Source organism: Pseudomonas sp. stari2, from assembly GCF_040760005.1.
Lineage (GTDB): Bacteria > Pseudomonadota > Gammaproteobacteria > Pseudomonadales > Pseudomonadaceae > Aquipseudomonas.
In genome coordinates, this window is sequence record NZ_CP099760.1 from 2,381,699 (window position 1) to 2,406,448 (window position 24,750).

20 protein-coding genes and 3 tRNA genes are annotated in these 24,750 nt (G+C 60.9%); 21 read left to right on the plus strand and 2 right to left on the minus strand.

The annotated features are described in order from the left end of the window. The first annotated feature begins 35 nt into the window (after window positions 1–35). A complete protein-coding gene (locus NH234_RS10800) occupies window positions 36–995 on the plus strand; it encodes a tRNA-dihydrouridine synthase (protein ID WP_085732472.1) in 960 nt (319 codons plus the stop codon). 120 nt (window positions 996–1,115) lie between these two features. After that, entirely contained in the window at window positions 1,116–1,559 is a 444-nt protein-coding gene (locus tag NH234_RS10805; RefSeq protein WP_085732473.1) for an Hsp20 family protein, read from the plus strand. Between the two features lie 46 nt (window positions 1,560–1,605). Here the strand turns inward: NH234_RS10805 and NH234_RS10810 are convergent, their stop codons facing one another. After that, window positions 1,606–4,884 carry a PAS domain S-box protein gene (locus NH234_RS10810; protein WP_367256468.1) on the minus strand — a complete coding sequence of 1,093 codons (3,279 nt, stop codon included), beginning with the start codon at window positions 4,882–4,884 and terminating at the stop codon, window positions 1,606–1,608. Between the two features lie 68 nt (window positions 4,885–4,952). Continuing rightward, on the minus strand, window positions 4,953–5,843 hold the full coding sequence (locus NH234_RS10815; RefSeq protein WP_085732475.1) for a LysR family transcriptional regulator: 891 nt from the start codon (window positions 5,841–5,843) through the stop codon (window positions 4,953–4,955). A 140-nt stretch (window positions 5,844–5,983) separates the two neighbouring features. On the opposite strand from NH234_RS10815, the gene leuC reads away from it, so the two are divergent. From leuC to NH234_RS10910, 19 genes are all read left to right on the plus strand, one after another. Then, window positions 5,984–7,402 (plus strand): 3-isopropylmalate dehydratase large subunit, encoded by a 1,419-nt coding sequence (leuC, locus tag NH234_RS10820; protein WP_085732476.1) that lies wholly within the window; start codon window positions 5,984–5,986, stop codon window positions 7,400–7,402. Between the two features lie 10 nt (window positions 7,403–7,412). After that, window positions 7,413–8,057, plus strand: a complete 645-nt coding sequence (gene leuD, locus NH234_RS10825; protein ID WP_064594825.1) for a 3-isopropylmalate dehydratase small subunit — start codon at window positions 7,413–7,415, stop codon at window positions 8,055–8,057. 36 nt (window positions 8,058–8,093) lie between these two features. Then, complete coding sequence (locus NH234_RS10830) at window positions 8,094–8,861, plus strand: class I SAM-dependent methyltransferase (protein ID WP_085732477.1); 768 nt, start codon at window positions 8,094–8,096, stop codon at window positions 8,859–8,861. A 69-nt stretch (window positions 8,862–8,930) separates the two neighbouring features. Beyond that, entirely contained in the window at window positions 8,931–10,013 is a 1,083-nt protein-coding gene (leuB, locus tag NH234_RS10835) for a 3-isopropylmalate dehydrogenase (protein WP_114882105.1), read from the plus strand. Window positions 10,014–10,079: 66 nt separating this feature from the next. Beyond that, window positions 10,080–11,192, plus strand: coding sequence for an aspartate-semialdehyde dehydrogenase (gene asd, locus NH234_RS10840; RefSeq protein ID WP_367256469.1), 1,113 nt, complete (start codon window positions 10,080–10,082; stop codon window positions 11,190–11,192). Between the two features lie 113 nt (window positions 11,193–11,305). Continuing rightward, window positions 11,306–12,316 (plus strand): aspartate-semialdehyde dehydrogenase, encoded by a 1,011-nt coding sequence (locus NH234_RS10845; protein WP_367256470.1) that lies wholly within the window; start codon window positions 11,306–11,308, stop codon window positions 12,314–12,316. A gap of 209 nt (window positions 12,317–12,525) precedes the next feature. Next, on the plus strand, window positions 12,526–15,177 hold the full coding sequence (locus NH234_RS10850; protein WP_367256471.1) for a FimV/HubP family polar landmark protein: 2,652 nt from the start codon (window positions 12,526–12,528) through the stop codon (window positions 15,175–15,177). A 223-nt stretch (window positions 15,178–15,400) separates the two neighbouring features. Further along, entirely contained in the window at window positions 15,401–16,225 is an 825-nt protein-coding gene (gene truA, locus NH234_RS10855) for a tRNA pseudouridine(38-40) synthase TruA (protein ID WP_085732481.1), read from the plus strand. 64 nt (window positions 16,226–16,289) lie between these two features. Further along, window positions 16,290–16,904: a phosphoribosylanthranilate isomerase gene (locus NH234_RS10860; RefSeq protein ID WP_367256472.1), complete on the plus strand. Its 615-nt coding sequence runs from the start codon at window positions 16,290–16,292 to the stop codon at window positions 16,902–16,904. A 192-nt stretch (window positions 16,905–17,096) separates the two neighbouring features. Continuing rightward, entirely contained in the window at window positions 17,097–18,017 is a 921-nt protein-coding gene (gene accD / locus NH234_RS10865; protein WP_085712004.1) for an acetyl-CoA carboxylase, carboxyltransferase subunit beta, read from the plus strand. Beyond that, the gene (gene folC, locus NH234_RS10870) at window positions 18,014–19,321 is read left to right on the plus strand and encodes a bifunctional tetrahydrofolate synthase/dihydrofolate synthase (RefSeq protein WP_367256473.1); all 1,308 of its coding nucleotides are present in this window, start codon (window positions 18,014–18,016) and stop codon (window positions 19,319–19,321) included. The genes accD and folC overlap by 4 nt, the downstream gene beginning before the upstream one ends. Then, window positions 19,305–19,979 carry an SPOR domain-containing protein gene (locus NH234_RS10875; RefSeq protein ID WP_367256474.1) on the plus strand — a complete coding sequence of 225 codons (675 nt, stop codon included), beginning with the start codon at window positions 19,305–19,307 and terminating at the stop codon, window positions 19,977–19,979. Before folC ends, NH234_RS10875 begins: the two co-directional genes overlap by 17 nt. A gap of 98 nt (window positions 19,980–20,077) precedes the next feature. Beyond that, window positions 20,078–20,638, plus strand: a complete 561-nt coding sequence (locus NH234_RS10880) for a CvpA family protein (RefSeq protein ID WP_007956464.1) — start codon at window positions 20,078–20,080, stop codon at window positions 20,636–20,638. A 41-nt stretch (window positions 20,639–20,679) separates the two neighbouring features. After that, window positions 20,680–22,185 (plus strand): amidophosphoribosyltransferase, encoded by a 1,506-nt coding sequence (gene purF, locus NH234_RS10885; protein ID WP_007956466.1) that lies wholly within the window; start codon window positions 20,680–20,682, stop codon window positions 22,183–22,185. Window positions 22,186–22,265: 80 nt separating this feature from the next. Next, the gene (locus NH234_RS10890; protein ID WP_367256475.1) at window positions 22,266–23,477 is read left to right on the plus strand and encodes an O-succinylhomoserine sulfhydrylase; all 1,212 of its coding nucleotides are present in this window, start codon (window positions 22,266–22,268) and stop codon (window positions 23,475–23,477) included. Continuing rightward, window positions 23,474–24,250, plus strand: a complete 777-nt coding sequence (locus NH234_RS10895) for an SDR family oxidoreductase (RefSeq protein ID WP_085712008.1) — start codon at window positions 23,474–23,476, stop codon at window positions 24,248–24,250. The genes NH234_RS10890 and NH234_RS10895 overlap by 4 nt, the downstream gene beginning before the upstream one ends. Before the next feature lie 90 nt (window positions 24,251–24,340). Next, window positions 24,341–24,416, plus strand: a tRNA-Val gene (locus NH234_RS10900). 54 nt (window positions 24,417–24,470) lie between these two features. Next, a tRNA-Asp gene (locus tag NH234_RS10905) sits at window positions 24,471–24,547 on the plus strand. Between the two features lie 93 nt (window positions 24,548–24,640). Beyond that, window positions 24,641–24,717: transfer RNA gene (locus tag NH234_RS10910), tRNA-Asp, on the plus strand. Window positions 24,718–24,750 lie beyond the last annotated feature (33 nt).

Genomic DNA, 24,750 nt, shown 5'->3' on the forward strand with positions numbered 1-24,750 from the left:
ACTGCCGCACGTTTTTCCTTGAGTGTGTGTTTCCCATGCAAATTGCTCTGGCGCCGATGGAAGGGTTGGTCGACGACATCCTGCGCGATGTCCTGACCCGTGTCGGCGGTATTGACTGGTGCGTGACCGAGTTCATCCGGGTCAACGATCAGTTGCTGACCCCGGCTTATTTCCACAAGTTCGGCCCTGAACTGCTCAACGGTGCTCGCACCGCTTCCGGCGTGCCATTGCGTGTGCAGTTGCTCGGTTCCGACCCGGTGTGCCTGGCGGAAAACGCTGCGCTGGCTTGCGAACTGGGTTCTGAAGTGATCGATCTGAACTTCGGCTGCCCGGCGAAAACGGTCAACAAGTCCCGTGGCGGCGCGGTACTGCTCAAGGAGCCGGAACTGCTCAACCAGATCGTCGAGCACGTGCGACGTGCGGTGCCGGCGCACATTCCTGTCACCGCCAAGATGCGCCTGGGTTTCGACAGCCCGGACGGCTCGTTGGTGTGCGCCACGGCGCTGGCCGAGGGCGGCGCCGAGCACATCGTGGTTCACGCCCGAACCAAGATGGACGGCTACAAGCCGCCGGCCCACTGGGAGTGGATTCCGCGGGTGCAGGACGTGGTCAAGGTTCCAGTGTTCGCCAACGGTGACATCTGGAGCGTCGAGGACTGGCGCCGTTGCCGGGAAATCAGCGGTGTCGAGGACATCATGCTCGGTCGTGGTCTGGTTTCGCGTCCCGATCTGGCCAAACAGATCGCTGCCGCCCGTGCCGGCGAGGAAGTCGTCGAGATGACCTGGACCGAGCTGATGCCGCTGATCCAGGACTTCTGGCTGCAAGCCAAAGCGCAGATGACTGCGCGCCAATCGCCGGGCCGTTTGAAGCAATGGCTGGCGATGCTGACCCGCAATTATCCCGAGGCCACCGAGCTGTTTACCGTGCTTCGCCGCGAAACCGAGCCGGATCAGGTCTCGCGCTTGCTGGGTTTGCCGGTCGCCGAGGCCGCCTGAAAAAATCTTCAAATAATCTCTTGAAAACAAAACGCAGGTCCCTATCTAAGGGTTACGCGATGCCGAATTCGGGTCGCGGAGACAAAAAAACTTGCTGATTGTTTTCAGGAGATTTGAACCATGAGTACTGCATTTTCCCTCGCTCCACTGTTCCGTTCCTCGGTAGGTTTCGACCGTTTCAACGACCTGTTCGAAACTGCCCTGCGCAACGAGCCAGGCAGCAGCTATCCGCCTTACAACGTCGAAAAACACGGTGACGATCAATATCGCATCGTCGTAGCGGCGGCCGGTTTCCAGGAAGAAGACCTGGAACTGCAAGTCGAGAAAGGCGTGCTGACCATCAGTGGCGGCAAGCGTGACGCGAACGAAGGCGTCACTTTCCTGCACCAGGGCATTGCCCAGCGTGCATTCAAGCTCTCCTTCCGTCTGGCCGATCACATCGAGATCAAGGCTGCCGACCTGCGTAACGGTCTGTTGAGCATTGACCTGCTGCGAGTGATCCCGGAAGAGGCGAAAGCCAAGCGCATCCCGATCAACGGGGTGGAGAAGCCGGTCCTGCAATAAGCCGACCGGGAAGAAGGGCGCCGAAAGGCGCCCTTTTTTGTGCCCGTCATTCCAGCAATCCTTTCAACCCCTCCAGCGGCAACGGCCGACTGTGCAGATAGCCCTGGTACAAATGGCAGCCCAGCCCTTGCAGGAATTCCAGTTGCTCCGGGGTTTCCACGCCTTCGGCGATCACTTCCAGTTCCAGGCTGCGGGCCATGGCGACGATGGCGCGGATGATTTCGGCGTCGTTGGGGTCGCTGGTAGCGTCACGGATAAACGATTGATCGATCTTCAGCGTGTCCACCGGCAATCGCTTCAGGTAGGTAAGCGATGAATAGCCGGTGCCGAAATCGTCCATGGCAAAGCTCACGCCGAGTTTTTTCAGGCGACGCATTTTGCTGATGGTGTCTTCCAGGTTCTGGATGACGATGCCTTCGGTAATTTCCAGTTTCAGCAGTGAGCATGGCAGGCCGTGGCTGCTCATGCTGTGCTCGATGCGCTCCACGAAGTCGTTTTGACGGAACTGGCGGGGGCTGATGTTCACGCACAGGGTGAAGGCCAGAGGATCGATCAGCTGTTCGGCGATCAATTGCTTGAAGGCTTCGCACGCCTCGTCGAGGATCCAGGTGCCGACCTCCAGAATCAGCCCGCTGTCCTCCAGAACCTTGATGAATTCGGCGGGCGATTGCGCGCCGAGTTCCGGGTGATTCCAGCGCACCAGGGCTTCAGCGCCGATGATGCGATTGTCCCGGGCGTCGATCTGCGGTTGGTAATGAACGTCGAATTCCCCCCGGGACAGCGCCAGGCGCAAGTCGGTCTCCATGCGCAGCCGTTCGCTGGCCGCTTTCTGCATGGTGTTGTGGTACATCTGTGTGGTGTTGCGCCCGGAATCCTTGGCCCGGTACAGCGCGATGTCGGCGCGTTTGAGCAGGTCGGTCGGGGTCGAGCCGTGATCGGGAATCAGCGCCACACCAATGCTCGGCGTCACTTGCAGGCGCTGGCCGTCGAGGAACATCGGCTCCGAGAGCAATTCGCGAATGGTGTCGGCCAACTCGCGCACCTGGGCGCTGACTTCGTTGCGTGTGCCTTCCAGGCCGCTGAGCAGCACCACGAATTCATCGCCACCGAGCCGCGCCACGGTGTCTTCCATGCGTACGCTGGCTTCAAGCCGCGCGGTGATGATTTTCAGCACCGTGTCGCCGACCGGGTGGCCGAGCGAATCGTTGATGTGTTTGAAGTGGTCGAGATCGAGAAACAGCAGCGCGCCGCGCAAGTTGTGGCGTTTGAGCAGGGCGATCTGCTGACTCAGACGATCCATCAGCAGCGCGCGATTGGGCAGGTTGGTCAGCGGGTCGTGATAGGCCAGATGACGGATCTGCGCTTCGGCATTCTTCAGCAGGCTGACGTCACGGGCGGTCAGCAACAGGCAGGCGGTTTCGTTGAGGGTGATCGGTTCGACCGAGACTTCCACCGTCAGGATCTCGCCGCGCTTGTTGCGCCCGAGCATTTCCTGATGATGCACGCGGCCCTTGATCTGCAGTTCGGCGAGCAGTGCCGAACGCTGTTTTTCTTCGGCCCAGATACCGACCTGATACACGGTTTTGCCCACCACTTCGTCGGCGCGATAGCCGGTCAGGCGGCAGAAACCGTCGTTGACCTCCATATAGCGTCCGGTGTCGCGTTCGGTGATGGTGATGGCGTCGGGGCTCGAGTGAAACGCCTTGGCGAACTTCTCTTCACTGGCCTTGAGCGCCGCTTCCGAGCGCTGTTGTTGGGTGATGTCACGCAACGTGGTGACGATGCACGGCTGGTTGCCGACGCTGATCTGGCGGCTGGAAATTACACACGTCAGCGACTGGCCATCCTTGTGCCGGACGATGATCGCAACATTACTCAAGCCCTGTTCGCGGATCACCCGTTCGATGCGCTGCAGGCTTTTCGCCGAGGCATCCCACAGGCCGATTTCTTCGGCGGTGTGGCCGATGACGTCAGTGGCGCTCCAGCCGAAGGTCTGGCTGAAGCTGGAGTTGATTTCGATGAATTCCCCGGTTTCCTGGCGGGTCACGCAGATCGGGTCGGGGCTGACCTGGAACAGCGTGGCGAATTTTTCTTCCGAAGCCACCAGCCGTTGTTCGCGTTCGACTTGATCGGTGATGTCGAGCAGGGTGCCGGCCATCCGCAGCGGCGCACCGTTTTCGTCACGATAGAGGCGGGCACGGCTTTCCAGATAGCGCGAACTGCCATCGGGCAGTTGCACGCGGTAGGTCAGTTGATAATTGCCCGCCGGGCCCTCGCGCAGGCTGCGATAGGCGTCGCGCATGCTGTCGCGCTCTTCGCCGGGCACCCCTTCGAAAAATTCGTCGAACGATTCATGAAACGGAATCGGCTCCAGTCCGTGCAATTGCGCGGCCCGGGCCGAGCCGTAAAGCATGCCGCTGGGAATGTGCCAGTCCCAGGTGCCGAGCTGGGCAGAGTCCAGCGCCAGATCGAGACGTTCCTGGCTGTCCTTGAGCGCGTGCTCGGCGGCTTTGCGTTCGGTGGTGTCGAGAAACGTGCTTAACAGGTACGGCTGGCCTTCGAGCTCGACCTTTTGCGCACTGAGAATACCGTCATGGACTTGACCATTGCTGGCGCGAAACTGCACTTCCATGCTGATCAGTTCGCCCTTGGCCTTGGTTTTCTTGACCAGTTCTGCTCGTTGCTCGGGATGCACCCACAGGCCCAGTTCCAGGGTAGTGCGCCCAATAGCGCTTTGTACCGGCCAGCCGAACAGACTTTCGAAGTACTGGTTGGCCTCGCTGATCAGGCCGTCTTCCTGGCGGGTCAGCAGCACCATGTTCGGGCACAGGTGAAACAGTGTGGCGAAACGCTTCTCCGAACTGGTGAGGGCTTGTTCCCGTTGCCGCTGGTGGGTGATTTCACGGATCACCCCGATCATTCGGGGCCGGCCGTTCTTGTCGGGCAGCAGGCTGCCATTGATCTCCAGCCAGTGCAGGCTGCCATCGGGCCAGCGGATGCGGTGGTGCATCGCCTGTTCCAGCGGCGCGCCGGCGATGACCGCGTGGAAGGCGCGAACGGTTTTCGCCCGGTCTTCCGGCGGCAGCAGGTCGAGGTATTCCAGGTCTTCGGGCAACGGCTGCCGTGGATCGAAGCCGAACAAGGCCTGGGTGCCCCGCGACCAACTGATCTGCCCGCGTTCGATGTCCCAATACCAGGCGCCGAGTCGGGCGCCATTGAGCGCCGCGAGCAATTGTGGCGCGCTCTCCCAGCTCTGCTCGGAACGCCGTGGATCAATGGCCTGAATACGCGGCATCGGCGGAATACGGTCAACAGATTTCGGCATTGTTAAGTGGCCTTGAGCTGAATTGGGCGTTAGGCACAGGGACGACAGCTCTATAGGAGTAGCACAAGTCAGCCGAGAGTCCCTGGCAGATCGATTTGCGCGTCCAGCAGGGCCATAAACGCCCGTGCAGCATTCGACAGCGTCCGTTCGGTGTGCAGGATATAGCCTAGCTGGCGACTGAGCTGTATGCCCGGCAAAGGTATGCGCGCCACCTGTTCATCGAGCATGGTGCGCGGCAAAACGCTCCAGGCCAGACCAATCGACACCATCATCTTGATGGTTTCCAGATAGTTAGTGCTCATTGCGATGTTCGGCGTCAGCCCCTGGGCCTCGAACAGACGTTGGACAATATGGTGGGTAAAGGTGTTGCCGCCGGGGAAAACCGCCGGATGACCGGCAATGTCCGCCAATGTGACAGCGCCGTTGCTGATCAATGTGTGTTCCGGGGCGACCACGAAATCCAGCGGGTCATCCCAGACCGGCGTGGCTTTGACCAGTGTGTGTGGCTCCGGTGCCAGGGTAATGACCGCCAGTTCTGCGCGGCCATGGAGAATTTCCTCGTAGGCCACTTCCGAATCGAGGAACTGAATATCCAGCGCTACCTGTGGGTAACGGCGGGTGTACTCCCTCAGCAAGGGCGGCAAACGGTGCAGACCGATGTGGTGACTGGTGGCCAGGGTCAGGCGGCCCGAGACTTCTCCGGTCAGGTTGGTCAGGGCGCGGCGGGTGTCGTCCAGCACGTTGAGAATCTGATAGGCCCGTGGCAGCAGAGCCCGGCCGGCCTCGGTCAGGCCCACTTCACGGCCCAACCGGTCGAACAGCCGCACATTCAATTGCTGTTCCAGCCCGGCGATGCGTTTGCTGATCGCCGGTTGCGTCAGGTGCAGGCGTTCACCGGCGCCGGAGAAGCTTCCGGACTCGGCAATCGCGATAAAAGCATTGAGGTTGGCCAGATCCATGTTCGTATTCCAGTTGGTTATCCAAAGCATAAAAAATATGAATTTGAGTTATTCAATCTAACCCCATAGGATCGGCCTCACAAGCCAAAGGGTTATTGATAAGCCCAGGGCATAGAAACAAGCTGATGAGGAAACGTCTGATGGCCGGCAAAACGCTCTACGACAAGCTCTGGGATTCGCATTTGGTCAAGCAGCGCGACGATGGTTCGGCGCTGATCTACATCGATCGTCACATCATCCACGAAGTGACCTCACCGCAAGCCTTCGAAGGCCTGCGTCTGGCCGGGCGCAAGCCATGGCGCATCGATGCCAACATCGCCACCCCGGACCACAACGTTCCGACCACCCCGGAGCGTAAGGGTGGCATCAGCGCCATTGCCGATCAGGTCTCGCGTTTGCAGGTTCAGACCCTCGACGACAACTGCGATGAATACGGCATCGTCGAATTCAAGATGAACGACGTCCGCCAGGGCATCGTCCACGTGATCAGCCCGGAGCAGGGTGCGACCTTGCCGGGCATGACCGTGGTCTGCGGCGACTCGCACACCTCGACCCACGGCGCGTTCGGCGCATTGGCTCACGGTATCGGCACTTCCGAGGTCGAGCACGTGCTCGCTACTCAGTGCCTGGTTGCCAAGAAAATGAAGAACATGCTGGTGCGTGTCGAAGGCCAATTGCCGTTCGGCGTGACCGCCAAGGACATCGTTCTCGCCGTGATCGGCAAGATCGGCACCGCCGGCGGCAATGGCCATGCCATTGAGTTCGCCGGCAGTGCGATCCGCGATCTGTCCATCGAAGGCCGCATGACCATCTGCAACATGTCCATCGAAGCCGGCGCCCGTGTGGGCCTGGTGGCAGCGGACCAAAAGACTGTGGATTACGTCAAGGGCCGTCCGTTCGCACCGAAAGGCGCCGAGTGGGATCTGGCGGTCGAATCCTGGAAAGACCTGGTGTCCGACGCTGACGCGCATTTCGACACCGTAGTCGAACTCGACGCTGCGCAGATCAAGCCGCAAGTCAGCTGGGGCACTTCGCCGGAAATGGTATTGGCCGTTGATCAGAACGTGCCGGACCCGACTAAAGAGATGGATCTGGTCAAACGCGACTCGATTGTCCGCGCCTTGAAATACATGGGTCTGACTGCCAATCAGGCGATCACCGACATCCAGCTCGATCGCGTATTCATCGGCTCCTGCACCAACTCGCGGATCGAAGACTTGCGCGCTGCTGCGGTGATCGCCAAGGGCCGCAAGGTCGCATCGACCATCAAACAAGCCATCGTGGTCCCGGGCTCGGGTCTGGTGAAGGCGCAGGCCGAGGCCGAAGGTCTGGACAAGATCTTCCTCGAGGCCGGTTTCGAATGGCGCGAGCCGGGTTGCTCGATGTGCCTGGCGATGAACCCGGACCGTTTGGAGTCCGGCGAGCATTGCGCCTCGACGTCCAACCGTAACTTCGAAGGTCGTCAGGGTGCCGGTGGCCGTACCCACCTCGTCAGCCCGGCCATGGCCGCTGCGGCGGCGGTGAACGGTCGTTTCATCGACGTTCGTGAATTGATCTGAGGAGCGCAGCATGAAAGCTTTTACCCAGCACACCGGCCTTGTCGCACCTCTGGATCGTGCCAACGTCGACACCGACCAGATCATCCCGAAGCAGTTCTTGAAATCGATCAAGCGCACCGGCTTCGGCCCGAACCTGTTCGACGAGTGGCGTTACCTGGATGTCGGCCAGCCGTATCAGGACAACTCCAAGCGCCCGCTGAACAAGGAATTCGTGCTCAACGCCGAGCGTTATCAAGGCGCCAGCGTGTTGCTGGCCCGCGAGAACTTCGGTTGCGGTTCCAGCCGTGAACACGCGCCTTGGGCGCTGGAAGAATACGGTTTCCGCAGCATCATCGCGCCGAGCTATGCCGATATCTTCTTCAACAACAGCTTCAAGAACGGCTTGCTGCCGATCATCTTGAGCGACGCCGAAGTCGACGAGCTGTTCAAACAGGTCGAGGCCGAGCCGGGCTATCAGTTGCAGATCGATCTGCACGAGCAGACCGTGACCAGCCCGAACGGCAAGGTCTATCGCTTCGAGATCGACGCCTTCCGCAAACACTGCCTGCTCAACGGCCTGGACGACATCGGCCTGACCCTGCAGGACGGCGATGCGATTGCCGCGTTCGAAGCCAAGCATCGTGCGAGCCAGCCTTGGTTGTTCCGCGACGCGTGAATTTGAAAGGTTGAAACCCCAACGAAGGAAGTACTCATGACCAGCACCGCCCAGCACAGTCAGGTTGTACAAAAGCAATTCGGTGAACAGGCCGCCGCCTACCTGAGCAGCGCCGTTCACGCTCAAGGCACTGAATTTGCGCTGCTACAGGCTGAACTGGCGGGGCAGGGCGAGGCGCGGGTGCTGGACTTGGGTTGCGGCGCCGGGCACGTGAGTTTTCACGTCGCTTCGCTGGTGAAGGAAGTGGTGGCCTACGACTTGTCGCAGCAGATGCTTGATGTAGTGGCCGCCGCTGCCGTTGATCGCGGTTTGAGCAATGTGTCCACGGTCAACGGCGCCGCCGAGCACCTGCCGTTCGCTGATGGCGAGTTCGATTTCGTGTTCAGCCGCTACTCGGCGCATCACTGGAGTGACCTCGGCGTGGCCCTGCGCGAAGTGCGTCGGGTGCTGAAGCCGGGTGGCGTGGCGGCGTTCATTGATGTGCTGTCGCCGGGCAGTCCGCTGTTCGACACCTATTTGCAGAGCGTCGAAGTGCTGCGCGACACCAGCCATGTACGCGATTATTCTGCCGGTGAGTGGCTGCGCCAGGTCAGCGAGGCTGGTCTGCACACCCGCAGCACCACGCGTCAGCGCCTGCGTCTGGAGTACAACAGTTGGGTCGAGCGTATGCGTACGCCCGAGGTGATGCGTGCCGCGATCCGCGAGTTGCAGCGGTCGATGGGCAACGAAGTGCGCGAATATTTTGAGATTGAGGCCGATGGTTCGTTCAGTACAGATGTACTGGTGCTTTGGGCTGAGAAGTAATCTTGGAACGATAAGAATTTTTCCGGGCGCGCCAGTCGATGGCGCACCGACTGAAGACACGAGGAAAGCATGAGCAAGCAGATTCTGATTCTCCCAGGCGACGGTATTGGTCCGGAAATCATGGCCGAAGCGGTCAAGGTGCTGGAACTGGCCAACGACAAGTACAGCCTGGGCTTCGAGCTGAGCCATGACGTGATCGGTGGCGCCGCCATCGACAAGCACGGTGTGCCGCTGGCCGATGAAACCCTCGATCGCGCCCGCGCCGCCGACGCTGTGCTGCTGGGCGCCGTGGGCGGCCCGAAATGGGACACCATCGAGCGTGACATCCGCCCTGAGCGCGGCCTGCTGAAAATCCGTGCGCAACTGGGCCTGTTCGGCAACCTGCGCCCGGCGATCCTGTACCCGCAACTGGCAGACGCATCGAGCCTGAAACCGGAAATCGTTTCCGGTCTGGACATTCTGATCGTCCGTGAGCTGACCGGTGGCATCTATTTCGGTGCGCCGCGTGGCACCCGTACCCTGGAAAACGGCGAGCGTCAGTCCTACGACACCCTGCCGTACAGTGAAAGCGAAATCCGCCGCATCGCCCGCGTCGGTTTCGACATGGCCATGGTTCGTGGCAAAAAGCTGTGCTCGGTGGACAAGGCCAACGTGCTGGCGTCCAGCCAACTGTGGCGTGAAGTGGTCGAGCAGGTGGCCAAGGATTACCCTGAAGTCGAACTGAGCCATATGTACGTCGACAACGCCGCCATGCAACTGGTGCGCGCGCCGAAGCAGTTCGATGTGATCGTCACCGACAACATGTTCGGCGACATCCTGTCCGACGAAGCGTCGATGCTCACCGGCTCCATCGGCATGCTGCCCTCGGCCTCGCTGGACGCCAACAACAAGGGCATGTACGAGCCTTGCCACGGTTCGGCGCCGGACATCGCCGGCAAAGGCATCGCCAACCCGCTGGCGACCATTCTGTCGGTGTCGATGATGCTGCGTTACAGCTTCAATCTGCACGAAGCGGCGGATGCCATCGAGAAAGCGGTCAGTGTGGTGCTGGATCAGGGCCTGCGCACCGGCGACATCTTTTCGACCGGTTGCACTAAAGTCGGTACGCAGGAAATGGGTGACGCAGTAGTCGCCGCGCTGCGGAATCTGTAATCTCTCGGGCCCGCTGCGAAATTCAATACAAAGCAGCGGCCCACTTTTCAAGAAGGTGTAGTTGCGATGAAACGTGTAGGTCTGATCGGTTGGCGCGGTATGGTCGGTTCCGTGCTCATGCAGCGGATGCTGGAAGAGCAGGATTTCGATCTTATCGAGCCGGTGTTTTTCACCACTTCCAATGTCGGTGGCCAAGGCCCGTCCGTGGGCAAGGACATTGCTCCGCTCAAGGACGCTTACAGCATTGAAGAGCTGAAGACCCTCGACGTGATCCTGACCTGCCAGGGCGGCGACTACACCAGCGAAGTGTTCCCGAAGCTGCGCGAAGCCGGCTGGCAGGGTTACTGGATCGACGCGGCCTCGAGCCTGCGGATGAACGACGACGCCGTCATCATCCTCGACCCGGTCAACCGCAAGGTCATCGACCAGCAGCTCGACGCGGGTACCAAGAACTACATCGGCGGCAACTGCACCGTCAGCCTGATGCTGATGGGGCTGGGCGGTCTGTTCGAGGCCGGTCTGGTGGAGTGGATGAGCGCCATGACCTATCAGGCGGCCTCCGGTGCCGGCGCGCAGAACATGCGTGAACTGATCAAGCAGATGGGCGCGACCCACGCCGCTGTCGCCGATCAACTGGCCGATCCTGCCAGCGCGATCCTCGACATCGACCGTCGTGTGGCCGAAGCCATGCGCAGCGACGCTTACCCGACCGAAAGCTTCGGCGTACCGCTGGCCGGCAGCCTGATCCCGTGGATCGACAAGGAATTGCCGAACGGCCAGAGCCGCGAAGAGTGGAAGGCCCAGGCCGAGACCAACAAGATCCTCGGCCGCTTCAAGAGCCCGATCCCGGTCGACGGTATCTGCGTGCGCATCGGCGCCATGCGCTGCCACAGCCAGGCGCTGACCATCAAACTGAACAAAGACGTGCCGATCGCCGACATCGAAGGGCTGATCAGCCAGCACAACCCTTGGGTCAAGCTGGTGCCGAACAACCGTGAAATCAGCATGCAGGAGCTGAGCCCGACGAAAGTCACCGGCACCCTGAACGTACCGGTCGGTCGTCTGCGCAAGCTGAACATGGGTTCGCAGTTCGTTGGCGCGTTCACCGTCGGCGACCAGTTGCTGTGGGGCGCGGCCGAACCGCTGCGCCGCATGCTGCGGATCCTGCTTGAGCGTTGATCGCTTGATGCAATGAAAGAACCCGTGCCTTGCAAGAGGCGCGGGTTTTTTTTTGCCTGTCCGGCAGCCACCCGGTAAAGTGCCGCTCCCCCCGTTCCACCAGAGGTCGCACCATGAGCCAGCCCATTGATATTGCCGTGATCGGCGCCACCGGTATTGTCGGCGAAACCCTTGTGCAGATTCTCGAGGAGCGCGACTTCCCGGTCGGCAACCTGCACCTGCTGGCCAGCAGTGAATCCGCCGGCAGCTCGGTGCTTTTTCGCAACAAGAACGTGCGTGTGCGCGAAGTCGACGAGTTCGATTTCAGCAAGGTCAAACTGGCGTTCTTTGCCGCCGGCCCGGCCATCACCCTGAGCTACGCGGCTCGTGCTCATGCGGCGGGTTGCTCGCTGGTGGATCTGTCCGGCGCCTTGTCGGCAGATCAGGCGCCGCAAGTGGTGCCGGAGGTCAATTTCGATGTACTGGCTGGTTTGAAAGTGCCGTTCCAGGTCAGCAGCCCGAGTCCGTCGGCCACCACGCTGGCGGTGGTGCTGGCGCCGTTGCTTGATCTGGTCGATCTGCAATATGTGCATGTCACCGCCAGTCTGGCCGTTTCTGCCCAAGGCCGTGAGGCGGTTTCCGAGCTGGCTCGCCAGACGACGGAGCTGCTGAACATGCGTCCGCTGGAGCCGACATTCTTCGATCGGCAGGTGGCGTTCAACCTGTTGGCTCAGGTCGGTACGCCGGACACGCACGGCCACACGCTGCTGGAAAAGCGTCTGGTGCGCGAGCTGCGCCAGGTGCTGGCCAAACCTTCATTAAAGATTTCCGCAACTTGCGTTCAAGCCCCGGTGTTTTTTGGCGATAGCTTTAGCGTGACCTTGCAGTCAGCGAACGCGGTCGACCTGGAAAAGGTCAATACCGCGCTTGAAGATGCCGAGGGGATCGAGCTGGTCGAGGCCGGTGATTATCCGACCGCGGTCGGTGACGCGGTGGGGCAGGACGTGGTCTATGTCGGGCGGGTGCGTAGCGGTGTCGACGAGCCGTCGGAACTTAATCTGTGGCTGACGTCAGATAACGTACGCAAAGGCGCGGCGCTCAACGCGGTGCAAGTGGCCGAGTTGTTGATAAAAGGCCTGCTGTAAAAGATACTTGGCAACAATTTGTCGACTGATTCTAGCCGGGCGCTATGCTTGGCCAGACCGCTTGATGACGTAATACCCTCCGGGACTTTCCGGGGCATCAAAGAAATGATCGCGCGCGGCATGCTGTCGTCGTCGCGCGCAATGCCTTACGGCAGCGACAATCAACATCTTCTCGCTCGCCGAGGAACGTTCAAACAAAGGAAGAGGCTATGGTTCAAGTTCGCAAACTGGTGTTAGCAATAGCGGCCGCCTCGGCGCTGTCCTCCGGTATGGCGCATGCCCTCGGGCTCGGGGAGCTGACCCTGAAGTCGACCCTGAACCAGCCGCTGGTGGCGGAAATCGAGCTGCTCGATGTCAAGGATCTCACTGCTGCCGAAGTGGTGCCGAGCCTGGCCTCGCCGGAAGATTTCGCCAAGGCCGGCGTCGATCGCCAGGCCTTCCTCAATGATCTGACCTTCACCCCGGTGCTCAACGCCAGCGGCAAAAGCGTGCTGCGCGTAACCTCGAGCAAGCCGCTGTCGGAACCGATGGTGAAATTCCTCGTGCAGGTGATGTGGCCGAACGGCCGCCTGTTGCGCGATTACAGCGTATTGCTGGACCCATCGAAATTCTCGCCGCAGACCGCCGATGCCGCTGCGCAACCGGCGCCGTCGCAGACGATCACCGCACCAACTACCGGCGCCACGCATCCGAGCCACACCACCACGCCGCGCGATACCCTGTGGGAAATCGCGGCCAAGGCGCGCACCGGCGGTTCGATCCAGCAGACCATGCTGGCAATTCAGGCGCTGAACCCTGACGCATTCATCGACGGCAACATCAACCGCCTGAAAACCGGCCAGGTGCTGCGCCTGCCGGATCAGGTGCAAAGCACTGCGCTGCCGCAGTCGAAAGCGATTGCCGAGGTTGCCGCGCAGAACGAAGCCTGGCGTCAGGGGCGTCGTTACGTGGCCAAGCCGGGCGCCGGTCAGCAACAGCTCGATGCTACCAAGCGTGGTCGCGCCAATGCCGGCGGTGCGCAGAATGCCAAGGACAACCTGAGCCTCGTTTCCGCCGAAAGCGGCAAGGCTCGCGGCAAGGGGCCGGCTGGTGACGCCAAGGCTCTGAGCAACAAGCTGGCGGTGACCCAGGAAAGCCTCGATACGACCCGTCGTGACAACGCAGAACTGAAAAGCCGCATGGCTGACCTGCAAAGCCAGCTGGACAAACTGCAACGCCTGATCGAGCTGAAGAACAATCAACTGGCGAAAATGCAGGCTGAAGGCCCGGGCACTGCTCCGGCGCCGGCAACTGACGCGGCTGCGCCAGCCGTTGCGCCGGTTCCGGCCATTACTGCGGAACTGGCTGCAACTCCACCGGCGACGCCGGCCGAGGCGGCACCTGCCGCACCTGCGCCTGAAGCCGCCGCACCGGCACCGGTTGAGCCGGTGGTCGAGCCGAAGTCTGCTGCCGACCAAGACAAGACCTTCAACGAACTGCTGACCAACCCGATCCTGCTGGGTCTGGTCGGTGGTGGCGCGGTGGTGTTCCTGCTTCTGCTGTTGCTGCTGGCCCGTCGTCGCAAAGCGCAACAGGAAGCCGAGAAACATCTGCGCATGGCTCGCGCCCTGGAAGAACAGTCGTTCTCGCCTGAACTTGATCTGCCGGAAGACAGCTTTGAAGGCCTGGAAGTCCCTGCGGCAAGCGTCAAGCTCACGCCTGCGCCAGCTCCGGCACCGGCACCGGCACCTGCCCCTGTGGTGGCTCCGGTGGTGATGGCCGAGCCGATCGCCGCACCGCTGGTGGCGCCGGCGGCCGAGCGCTCCGACGACGTGTTGGACAAGGCGCAGTCGCATATCGATGGCGGTCGTCTGAATCAGGCGGCAGCGTTGCTGGAGGAGGGCGTCAGCCTGGAACCGCAGCGCAGTGATTTGCGTCTGAAGCTGATGGAAGTCTACGGTCGCCAGGGTGATCGTGATGCTTTCGTCGGTCAGGAGCGCCAACTGGTTGCCAATGGCGACAACTTCGCCAAGGTCGAAGAACTGAAAAAACGCTTCCCGGCTATGGCGGTCGTTGCGGCTGCCGGTCTGGCGGCAGCGGCTATCGCTGCCGAACTGGATGCGGAGTACGTCAAGGAATTGCTGCTTGATGAGCCAGAAGCGCCTGCCGCCAAGGTGGACGACGATCTGGACAGCGCTTTTGACCTGAGCCTGGATGATCTCGACAACATCAAACCGGTGGAGCCTGTTGCGCCGGTGGCGGCCGTCGAACCTGAAGCGCCGGTAGAGCTGGACGAATTCCCGGCCGATGACGACCTGAGCTTCGAGTCGGTGCTGCAGCAACAGACCGAAATCAAGGAAAACCTCGACGACCTGTCTGACTTCGATCTGGACCTGGATCTCGGTGCCGATCCTGTGCCGGTTGAACTGGCTGACGACGATTTCCTGCTGGATCTCGACGAGAGCGTGAAGGATCTGCCGTCGGTCGAGCCGCCAGTGGTGGCTGAAGCGCCTCTGGATGATCTGGAGCTGCCAGCCGATTTCGACCTGTCCCTGGCCGACGAAATGGATGCGACCCCGTCTGAGCCGGATGCCTTCGCCGCCGAGCTGGACGACGTCAATGCCGAGCTGGATCGCCTCTCGAGCAGCATGAACGAGCCGAGCTTCACTGAATCCGACGCAGCGTTGGGCGGTGATCTGAACGACGAGGACTTCGACTTCCTCGCCGGTACCGACGAAGCCGCCACCAAGCTCGATCTGGCTCAGGCCTACATCGACATGGGCGACAACGACGGCGCGCGCGACATCCTCAACGAAGTGCTCAGTGAGGGTGACGATAAGCAGAAGAGCGAAGCGAAGGAAATGCTTTCGCATCTGGCTTGATATTGAGCTAAACCAAAAGCGGCAGCCCATTTAAGGCTGCCGTTTTTGTTCGTGCTGGATTCTATGGTGCTTGAGCTAATGCCATCGCTGGCTTGCCAGCGATGAGGTCGGGTTGGTCGATGGAGAACTCTCTGGTATCCCCGGATAGCCGCCTTATAATGCTCGCCTTTGTAGATCAGCAGGCTGTACCGACTTGGCAAACATAGATAACCCGGCCGCCGAAATGGCCCCCGAAGGCTTTTTTCGTGTCGCCTTGGGCGTTGAATACAAGGGCTCGCGCTACAGCGGCTGGCAGCGTCAGTCCACGGGTGTGCTCACGGTGCAGGAAACCCTGGAGAAAGCCTTGTCGAAGGTCGCGAACTCGCCGGTTTCGCTGCAATGCGCCGGGCGCACGGACGCCGGTGTGCATGCCTGCGGGCAAGTCGTGCATTTCGACACCCAGGTCGACCGCTCGCTGAAAGCCTGGGTCATGGGGGCCAATATCAATCTGCCCCACGACATCAGTGTCAGTTGGGCGAAGGTCATGCCTGCGCACTTCCATGCGCGGTTCAAGGCCATTGCCCGGCGCTATCGCTACGTGATCTACAACGATCAGATCCGTCCGGCGCATCTCAATGAAGAAATCACCTGGAATCACCGTCCGCTGGACGTGGAGCGCATGGCTGAGGCCGCGCAGTATCTGATTGGTACCCATGATTTCAGCGCGTTTCGGGCAGGGCAGTGTCAGGCCAAGTCTCCGATCAAGCAGATGCATCATCTGCGCGTGACTCGTCACGGCAAGATGATCGTGCTGGACATCCGTGCCAACGCCTTTCTGCACCACATGGTGCGTAACATCGCCGGGGTGCTGATGACGATCGGTGCCGGCGAACGGCCGCCGGAGTGGATGAAAGAGGTCCTTGAGAGCCGCGAGCGGCGCTCCGGCGGCGTCACAGCGCACCCGTTCGGGCTGTACCTGGTGCAGGTCGAGTACCACGATGAGTTCCCGTTGCCCGAGCGTTTCATCGGGCCACATTTCCTTACGGGTTTCTCGGAACTTGACGGCTGACGCCCTCGAATGCATTTGTTACCATCCGGGACTTTCCCGGATTTGCCTTGAGGTTTTTATCGACATGTCGGCCGTTCGCAGCAAGATTTGCGGGATTACCCGCATAGAAGATGCGTTGGCAGCCGTCGAGGCCGGGGCCGATGCTATCGGGTTTGTGTTCTACGCTAAGAGTCCAAGGGCGGTAACCGTTCAGCAGGCGCGCGCGATCATCGCCGCATTGCCGCCGTTTGTGACCACGGTCGGACTGTTCGTCAATGCCGGTCGCTGCGAGCTCGGGGAAATCCTCGATGCCGTGCCACTGGATCTGCTGCAATTTCACGGTGATGAGACCGCCGCCGACTGCGAAGGCTGGCACCGTCCGTACATCAAGGCCCTGCGGGTCAAGGCAGGTGATGACATCGCCGCCGCCTGCGATGCCTACCCGAGCGCCAGCGGTGTGCTGCTCGATACTTATGTTGAAGGCGTGCCCGGTGGAACCGGCGAGGCGTTCGACTGGTCATTGATTCCGCAGGGTTTGAGCAAGCCGCTGATTCTGGCAGGCGGACTGACGCCGGAGAACGTCGCTGATGCGGTTGCCCGGGTGCGGCCATACGCCGTGGACGTCAGCGGTGGGGTAGAGGCGAGCAAGGGCATCAAGGATCACGCAAAGATTCGGGCGTTCATCAACGCCGTACGTTGATGTGACGGCTGGCAGACTGCCGCCGTCCACAGCTCTGTAGAAAAGAGGCTGAGGGTTTTTTCGGGTTGTACGCAGGTCAGTTCCGCTGATCCGGCAGCCCAGACGATCATCGCCACACATGAATTTAGCTGAAGGGCATACACGGGGCCGCGAACCAGAGCGTTCGGGCCGCCGGTACTGGAGAAAGAAAGCATGAGCAACTGGTTGGTAGACAAGCTGATCCCTTCGATCATGCGTTCCGAGGTCAAAAAGAGCTCGGTGCCTGAAGGTCTGTGGCACAAATGCCCGTCCTGCGAGGCTGTGCTGTATCGTCCGGAGCTGGAAAAGACCCTGGACGTTTGCCCTAAATGCAACCACCACATGCGTATTGGCGCTCGTGCGCGCATCGACATCTTCCTGGATGCCGAAGGCCGTGTTGAGCTGGGTGCCGATCTGGAACCGGTTGACCGTCTGAAATTCCGTGACGGCAAGAAGTACAAGGATCGTCTGGTGGCTGCCCAGAAGCAGACCGGCGAGAAAGACGCACTGGTTTCCATGAGTGGCACCCTGCTGGGCATGCCTGTCGTGGTTTCGGCGTTCGAATTCAGCTTCATGGGCGGCTCCATGGGCGCCATCGTCGGTGAGCGTTTCGTGCGCGCCGCCAACTACGCCCTGGAAAACCGTTGCCCGATGGTCTGCTTCTCCGCCTCCGGTGGCGCGCGGATGCAGGAAGCCCTGATCTCGTTGATGCAGATGGCCAAGACATCGGCCGTGCTGGCACGTCTGCGTGAAGAGGGCATTCCGTTCATCTCCGTACTGACCGATCCGGTCTACGGTGGCGTTTCCGCCAGTCTGGCGATGTTGGGCGACGTTATCGTCGGCGAGCCGAAAGCCCTGATCGGCTTCGCCGGTCCGCGCGTGATCGAGCAGACCGTGCGTGAAAAACTGCCGGAAGGCTTCCAGCGCAGCGAATTCCTGCTGGAGCACGGTGCTATCGACCTGATCATCGACCGTCGCGAGCTGCGTCCACGTCTGGGCAACCTGCTGGCACAACTGACCGGTAAGCCGACACCAACCTTCGTTGCTGCGCCGATCGAGCCGATCGTCGTTCCGCCGGTGCCTGCCAACGTATGACCGAGCGCACCCTTGGCGAGTGGCTCGCCTACCTTGAGCAGTTGCATCCCTCGGCCATCGACATGGGGCTGGAGCGTTCGCAACAGGTAGCGTCCCGTATGGGGCTGGGCCAGCCGGCGCCTCGGGTGATTACGGTCACCGGCACCAACGGCAAGGGTTCGACCTGCGCTTTCGTGGCTTCGCTGCTGCGGGCGCAGGGCCTGAGCGTTGGTGTCTACAATTCCCCGCACCTGCTGCGTTACAACGAGCGGGTGCAGCTCAATGGCGTCGAAGCCACTGATGCGCAGCTGTGCGAAGCCTTCGCTGCGGTCGAGGCTGGGCGTGGCGAAACGTCCCTGACTTACTTCGAAATGGGCACCCTGGCGGCGTTCTGGCTGTTTCAGCAGGCCGGGCTCGATGCGGTGGTGCTGGAAGTCGGTCTGGGCGGGCGTCTGGACACGGTCAACGTGGTCGATGCCGACGTCGCGCTGGTCACCAGCATTGGTGTCGATCATGCCGATTACCTGGGCAACACCCGCGAATCCGTGGCCTTCGAGAAGGCCGGGATTTTCCGTCAGGGCAAACCAGCGCTGTGCGGCGATCTGAATCCTCCACAACCTTTGCTGGACAAGGTGCGCGAACTTGCTTGCCCGTTCTTCCTGCGTGGGCGCGATTTCGATCTCGGCATCACTGATCAATTCTGGCAGTGGCGCGGCACCGATGCTGAAGGTCAGCTCGTCGAGCTGCACGATTTGCCTTTGCTCGATCTGCCGATGGAGAACGCTGCGCTGGCGTTGCAGGCTTATCTGCTGCTCGGTTTGCCATGGAATGCCGGGCAGATTGTTGCGGCGTTGAAGGCGACTCGCGTGGTCGGTCGTCTTGATCGTCGTTCGTTCGAATGGAATGGCAAGCGTCTGAATCTGCTGCTGGACGTTGGCCATAACCCGCATGCGGCGGAGTATCTGGCGCGGCGTCTGGCTGCGCGTCCGCCGGTCGGCAAGCGTCTGGCGGTGTTCGGCCTGTTGGCGGACAAGGATCTGGGCGGTGTCATCGGTGAGTTGAATGCCAGCGTCCAGCATTGGGCGGTGGCGCCGCTGGATTCGCCGCGGGCGCGTCCGGTGGCTGAATTGAATGACGCATTGCAGAACCTTGGCGCTTCGGTCACGTCTTATGACAGCGTGGCGGCGGCTCTGGAAGGGCAGTGTGCAGTGGCCACCAGCGACGACGAGATCTTGCTGTTCGGATCATTTTATTGTGTCGCCGAGGCCCTGGAATGGTTGTCTCGGCGCTCCACGGAGGAAGCGGCAAATGGCTTTGCTGGATAAAGCGTACAAGCAGCGCATGGTCGGTGCCCTGGTGCTGGTGGCGCTGGCGGTGATTTTCCTGCCGATGCTGTTTTCCCGTCAGGATGAACAGCGTCAGGTAACCGTCGAGGCGCCGGCAGCGCCGCAAGCGCCTGCCGTGGCGCAAATCCAGATGGAGACAGTGGCGGTGCCTGAGCCGCAGGTTCTGCCGCAAGAGCCGGTGCCGAGTGACGACGAGGTTGCCGAGCAGGCAGCGCCAGCGGCACCGATTACACCTGCTGCGCCGACACCGGCTCCAGCACCGGTAGCCAAGCCAGTCGCCGTTGCGCCTGCACCTGCACCTGCGCCGGTGACCAAGCCTGCTGCAGCCCCGGCCCAGCCGATCGCTGCGCTGTCTGCCAAGCCCGATACCACCCAGAGCCGCGTCGATGCCAATGGCCTGTCGGTAAGTTGGTCGGTGCAGTTGGCCAGTCTGTCGAGTCGCGCCAGCGCCGAAAGCCTGCAGAAAACCCTGCGCAGTCAGGGTTATAACGCTTACATCCGCTCCGCCGATGGCAAGAATCGTGTGTTTGTCGGTCCGCTGATCGAGCGCGCCGAAGCCGATCGTTTGCGCGATTTGCTGAGCCGCCAGCAGAACCTCAAGGGGTTTGTGGTGCGCTTCCAGCCCGAGCGTGGCTGAAAACTATCACGTCGATTGAAATGCACTGACAATCGCAGCTTACCGACAGCCATGCGCTCTGCTAAAATGCGCCGCCTTATCCGTCTGTAGGCTGCACTGTGCCATTTACCTGGGTTGACTGGGCGATCGTTGCAATCATCGCCATCTCCGCTTTGATCAGTTTGAGCCGCGGCTTCGTCAAAGAAGCATTGTCGCTGGTGACCTGGATCATCGCAGGAGCTGTTGCCTGGATGTTCGGTGGCTCGCTGTCCGAGTACCTCGCCGGATACATTCAAACTCCATCGGCTCGTGTGATCACGGGCTGTGCCATCATGTTTGTCGCCACACTGATCGTGGGCGCGATGATCAATTATCTTATCGGCGAGTTGGTTCGCGTCACCGGATTGTCCGGGACCGATCGATTCCTCGGCATGGCCTTCGGCGCTGCGCGTGGCGTGTTGCTGGTGGTCGTGGCGGTCGGGCTGTTGAGCCTGGGGCCGGTACAGCAGGACGGGTGGTGGAAAGAATCACAGCTCGTGCCAAAGTTTCTATTGGTCGCCGACTGGTCCAAGAACCTGATTCTCGGGTGGAGCAGTCAGTGGCTTGCCAGCGGAATCAGCGTACCCGCTGATATTCCGTTCAAGGAGCAACTCTTGCCGTCGGCCAAAACGCCTCAGTAAGTGTTGTTCAGTTCAGATCCATTAAGTAGGGGTTGCGTCGCATGTGTGGCATCGTCGGTATCGTCGGTAAGTCGAACGTCAATCAGGCGCTGTATGACGCGCTAACCGTGCTCCAGCACCGCGGCCAGGACGCTGCCGGTATCGTGACCAGCCATGATGGCCGGTTGTTCTTGCGCAAGGACAATGGCCTGGTGCGTGACGTGTTTCAACAGCGTCACATGCAGCGCCTGGTCGGCCACATGGGTATCGGCCACGTCCGTTACCCGACTGCCGGCAGCTCGACGTCGGCCGAGGCTCAGCCGTTCTACGTCAACTCGCCGTACGGCATCACCCTGGCGCACAACGGTAACCTGACCAACGTTGAACAGTTGGCCAAAGAGATCTACGAATCCGATCTGCGTCACGTCAACACCAGTTCCGACTCGGAAGTGTTGCTCAACGTGTTCGCCCACGAGCTGGCCCAGCGCGGTAAGCTGCAGCCGACCGAAGAAGACGTGTTTGCCGCCGTGACCGACGTGCACAACCGTTGCGTCGGTGGTTACGCTGTCGTGGCTATGGTGACCGGTTACGGCATCGTCGGTTTCCGTGACCCGCACGGCATTCGCCCGATCGTGTTCGGCCAGCGTCACACCGACGAAGGCGTCGAGTACATGATCGCCTCCGAAAGCGTTTCGCTGGACGTGCTCGGCTTCACCCTGATTCGCGACCTGGCGCCAGGCGAGGCGGTCTACATCACTGAAGACGGCAAGCTGCACACCCGTCAGTGCGCGACCAACCCGTCCCTGACCCCTTGCATCTTCGAACACGTCTACCTGGCGCGTCCGGATTCGATCATCGACGGCGTATCGGTCTACAAGGCCCGTCTGCGCATGGGTGAGAAGCTGGCTGAAAAGATCCTGCGCGAACGTCCTGAGCACGACATCGACGTAGTCATCCCGATTCCGGACACCAGCCGCACTGCCGCGCTGGAGCTGGCGAACCATCTGGGCGTGAAATTCCGCGAAGGCTTCGTCAAGAACCGTTACATCGGCCGTACCTTCATCATGCCCGGCCAGGCTGCGCGCAAGAAGTCGGTACGCCAGAAGCTCAACGCCATCGAGCTGGAATTCCGCGGCAAGAACGTGATGCTGGTGGATGACTCGATCGTTCGCGGCACCACCTGCAAGCAGATCATCCAGATGGCCCGCGAAGCCGGCGCGAAAAACGTCTACTTCTGCTCGGCTGCTCCGGCTGTGCGCTTCCCGAACGTGTACGGCATCGACATGCCGAGTGCACACGAACTGATCGCGCACAATCGTTCGACTCAGGATGTGGCTGACCTGATCGGCGCTGACTGGCTGATCTATCAGGATCTGCCTGACTTGATCGAAGCGGTCGGCGGCGGCAAGATCAAGATCGAAAACTTCGATTGCGCGGTGTTTGACGGCAAGTACGTCACCGGCGACGTCGATGAGGCTTACCTGAACAAGATCGAACAGGCACGCAACGATGCCTCGAAGGTCAAGACCCAGGCGGTCAGTGCGATCATCGATCTGTACAACAACTGAGTTTCAACCGGCCCTTAGGGGCCGGTTTTGTATCTGGCAAAAGACTTTTATTTATCGAGAACAGGGCAAGGAGTGACAGCATGAGTCAGGAATGGGATGCCGGTCGGCTGGACAGCGACCTCGAAGGCGTAGCGTTCGATACCCTGGCCGTACGTGCCGGTCAGCACCGTACGCCGGAAGGCGAGCACGGTGATCCGATGTTCTTCACTTCCAGCTACGTGTTCCGTACCGCCGCCGACGCCGCTGCACGGTTTGCCGGGGAAGTGCCGGGCAACGTTTACTCGCGTTACACCAACCCGACCGTTCGTTCGTTCGAAGAGCGCATTGCTGCGTTGGAAGGCGCCGAGCAAGCCGTAGCTACAGCGACGGGCATGGCCGCGATCATGGCGGTGGTGATGAGCCTGTGCAGTGCTGGCGATCATGTGCTGGTGTCGCGTAGCGTGTTCGGTTCGACCATCAGTCTGTTCGAGAAGTATTTCAAGCGCTTCGGCGTGGAAGTCGATTACGTGCCGCTGGCGGATCTGTCGGCCTGGGATGCGGCGATCAAGTCCAACACCAAATTGCTGTTCGTCGAGTCGCCGTCCAACCCGCTGGCTGAGCTGGTGGATATCACTGCGCTGTCGGAAATCGCACACGCCAAGGGCGCGATGCTGGTGGTCGACAACTGCTTCTGCACGCCTGCGCTGCAGCAACCGCTGAAGCTCGGTGCAGACATCGTTGTGCACTCGGCCACCAAGTTCATCGATGGCCAGGGCCGTTGCATGGGCGGCGTGGTGGCCGGTCGCGGCGAGCAGATGAAAGAAATCGTCGGCTTCCTGCGCACTGCCGGCCCGACCCTGAGCCCGTTCAATGCCTGGATCTTCCTCAAAGGCCTGGAAACCCTGAATCTGCGGATGAAGGCGCACTGTGCCAACGCCCAGCAACTGGCTGAATGGCTGGAGCAGCAGGATGGCATCGAGAAAGTGCATTACGCCGGTCTCAAGAGCCATCCGCAGCACGAGCTGGCCCAGCGTCAGCAGAAGGGCTTTGGTGCGGTCGTCAGCTTCGAGGTCAAGGGTGGCAAAGAGGGCGCGTGGCGCTTTATCGATGCAACCCGTTTGATCTCGATCACTGCCAACCTGGGTGACAGTAAAACCACCATCACCCACCCGAGCACTACCTCCCATGGTCGTCTGGCGCCGCAGGAGCGTGAAGCGGCGGGGATTCGTGACAGCCTGATCCGCATCGCGGTCGGTCTGGAAGACGTCGCTGACCTGCAAGTCGACCTGGCGCGCGGTCTGGCGGCGTTGTGATCGAGTTGTCCACGCCAAATACGGGCACCCATGGCCGCGTTGCGCTGGTCACGGGTGCCGCTCGCGGCATCGGTCTGGGGATCGCAGCGTGGCTGATCAGCGAAGGCTGGCAAGTGGTGCTGACAGACCTGGACCGGGCGCGTGGTTCCAAGGTCGCGAAAGTGCTGGGTGAAAACGCCTGGTTCATCGCCATGGACGTGGCGGATGAAAGCCAGGTGGCGCTCGGCGTTGCGGAAGTGCTGGGGCAGTTCGGTCGTCTGGATGCGTTGGTGTGTAACGCGGCGGTGGCCGATCCGCACAACATCACCCTGGAAAGCCTGGATCTGGCCTACTGGAACCGGGTGCTGGCGGTGAATCTCAGCGGGCCGATGTTGCTGGCCAAGCATTGCGCGCCTTATCTGCGGGCGCACAACGGGGCGATCGTCAATCTGGCCTCGACCCGAGCGGCGCAGTCAGAACCTGATACCGAAGCCTATGCGGCGAGCAAGGGCGGCTTGCTGGCGTTGACTCATGCGCTGGCAATCAGCCTTGGACCGGAGATTCGTGTCAATGCGGTCAGTCCGGGCTGGATCGATGCGCGGGATCCCTCTGCGCGGCGTGCCGAACCACTGACTGATACCGATCATGCCCAGCATCCGGCGGGCAGGGTAGGGACAGTCGAGGATGTGGCGGCGATGGTGGCGTGGCTGCTGTCGAAGAATGCCGGGTTTGTGACGGGGCAGGAATTCGTGGTCGACGGCGGTATGACCAAGAAGATGATTTACTCGGAATAACATGTTTTTGTCTTTTTGAGAAAAACTTCAATCCTGCTATTGACTTAGGTTCGCTACCTGCGTAAATTTCGCGGCCTCGGAGATGCAAACGGGTGATTAGCTCAGCTGGGAGAGCGTCTGCCTTACAAGCAGAATGTCGGCGGTTCGATCCCGTCATCACCCACCACTCCCGAGATACTTGCGAAAGCAAGAGGTAGGCTGAAAGTGCCTCCACCGACGCGCAGCGGTAGTTCAGTCGGTTAGAATACCGGCCTGTCACGCCGGGGGTCGCGGGTTCGAGTCCCGTCCGCTGCGCCATATTTAACGAGTCAGATACTGTCTGGTTCGCGATTGAAAAGCACCGAAGCTTTCAGTCAAACGAGTTACTTGAGCATCAGCTCAAAGCGATACGCAGCGGTAGTTCAGTCGGTTAGAATACCGGCCTGTCACGCCGGGGGTCGCGGGTTCGAGTCCCGTCCGCTGCGCCATATCTGTTTCAAGGACCACTGAACGCCTTGAAA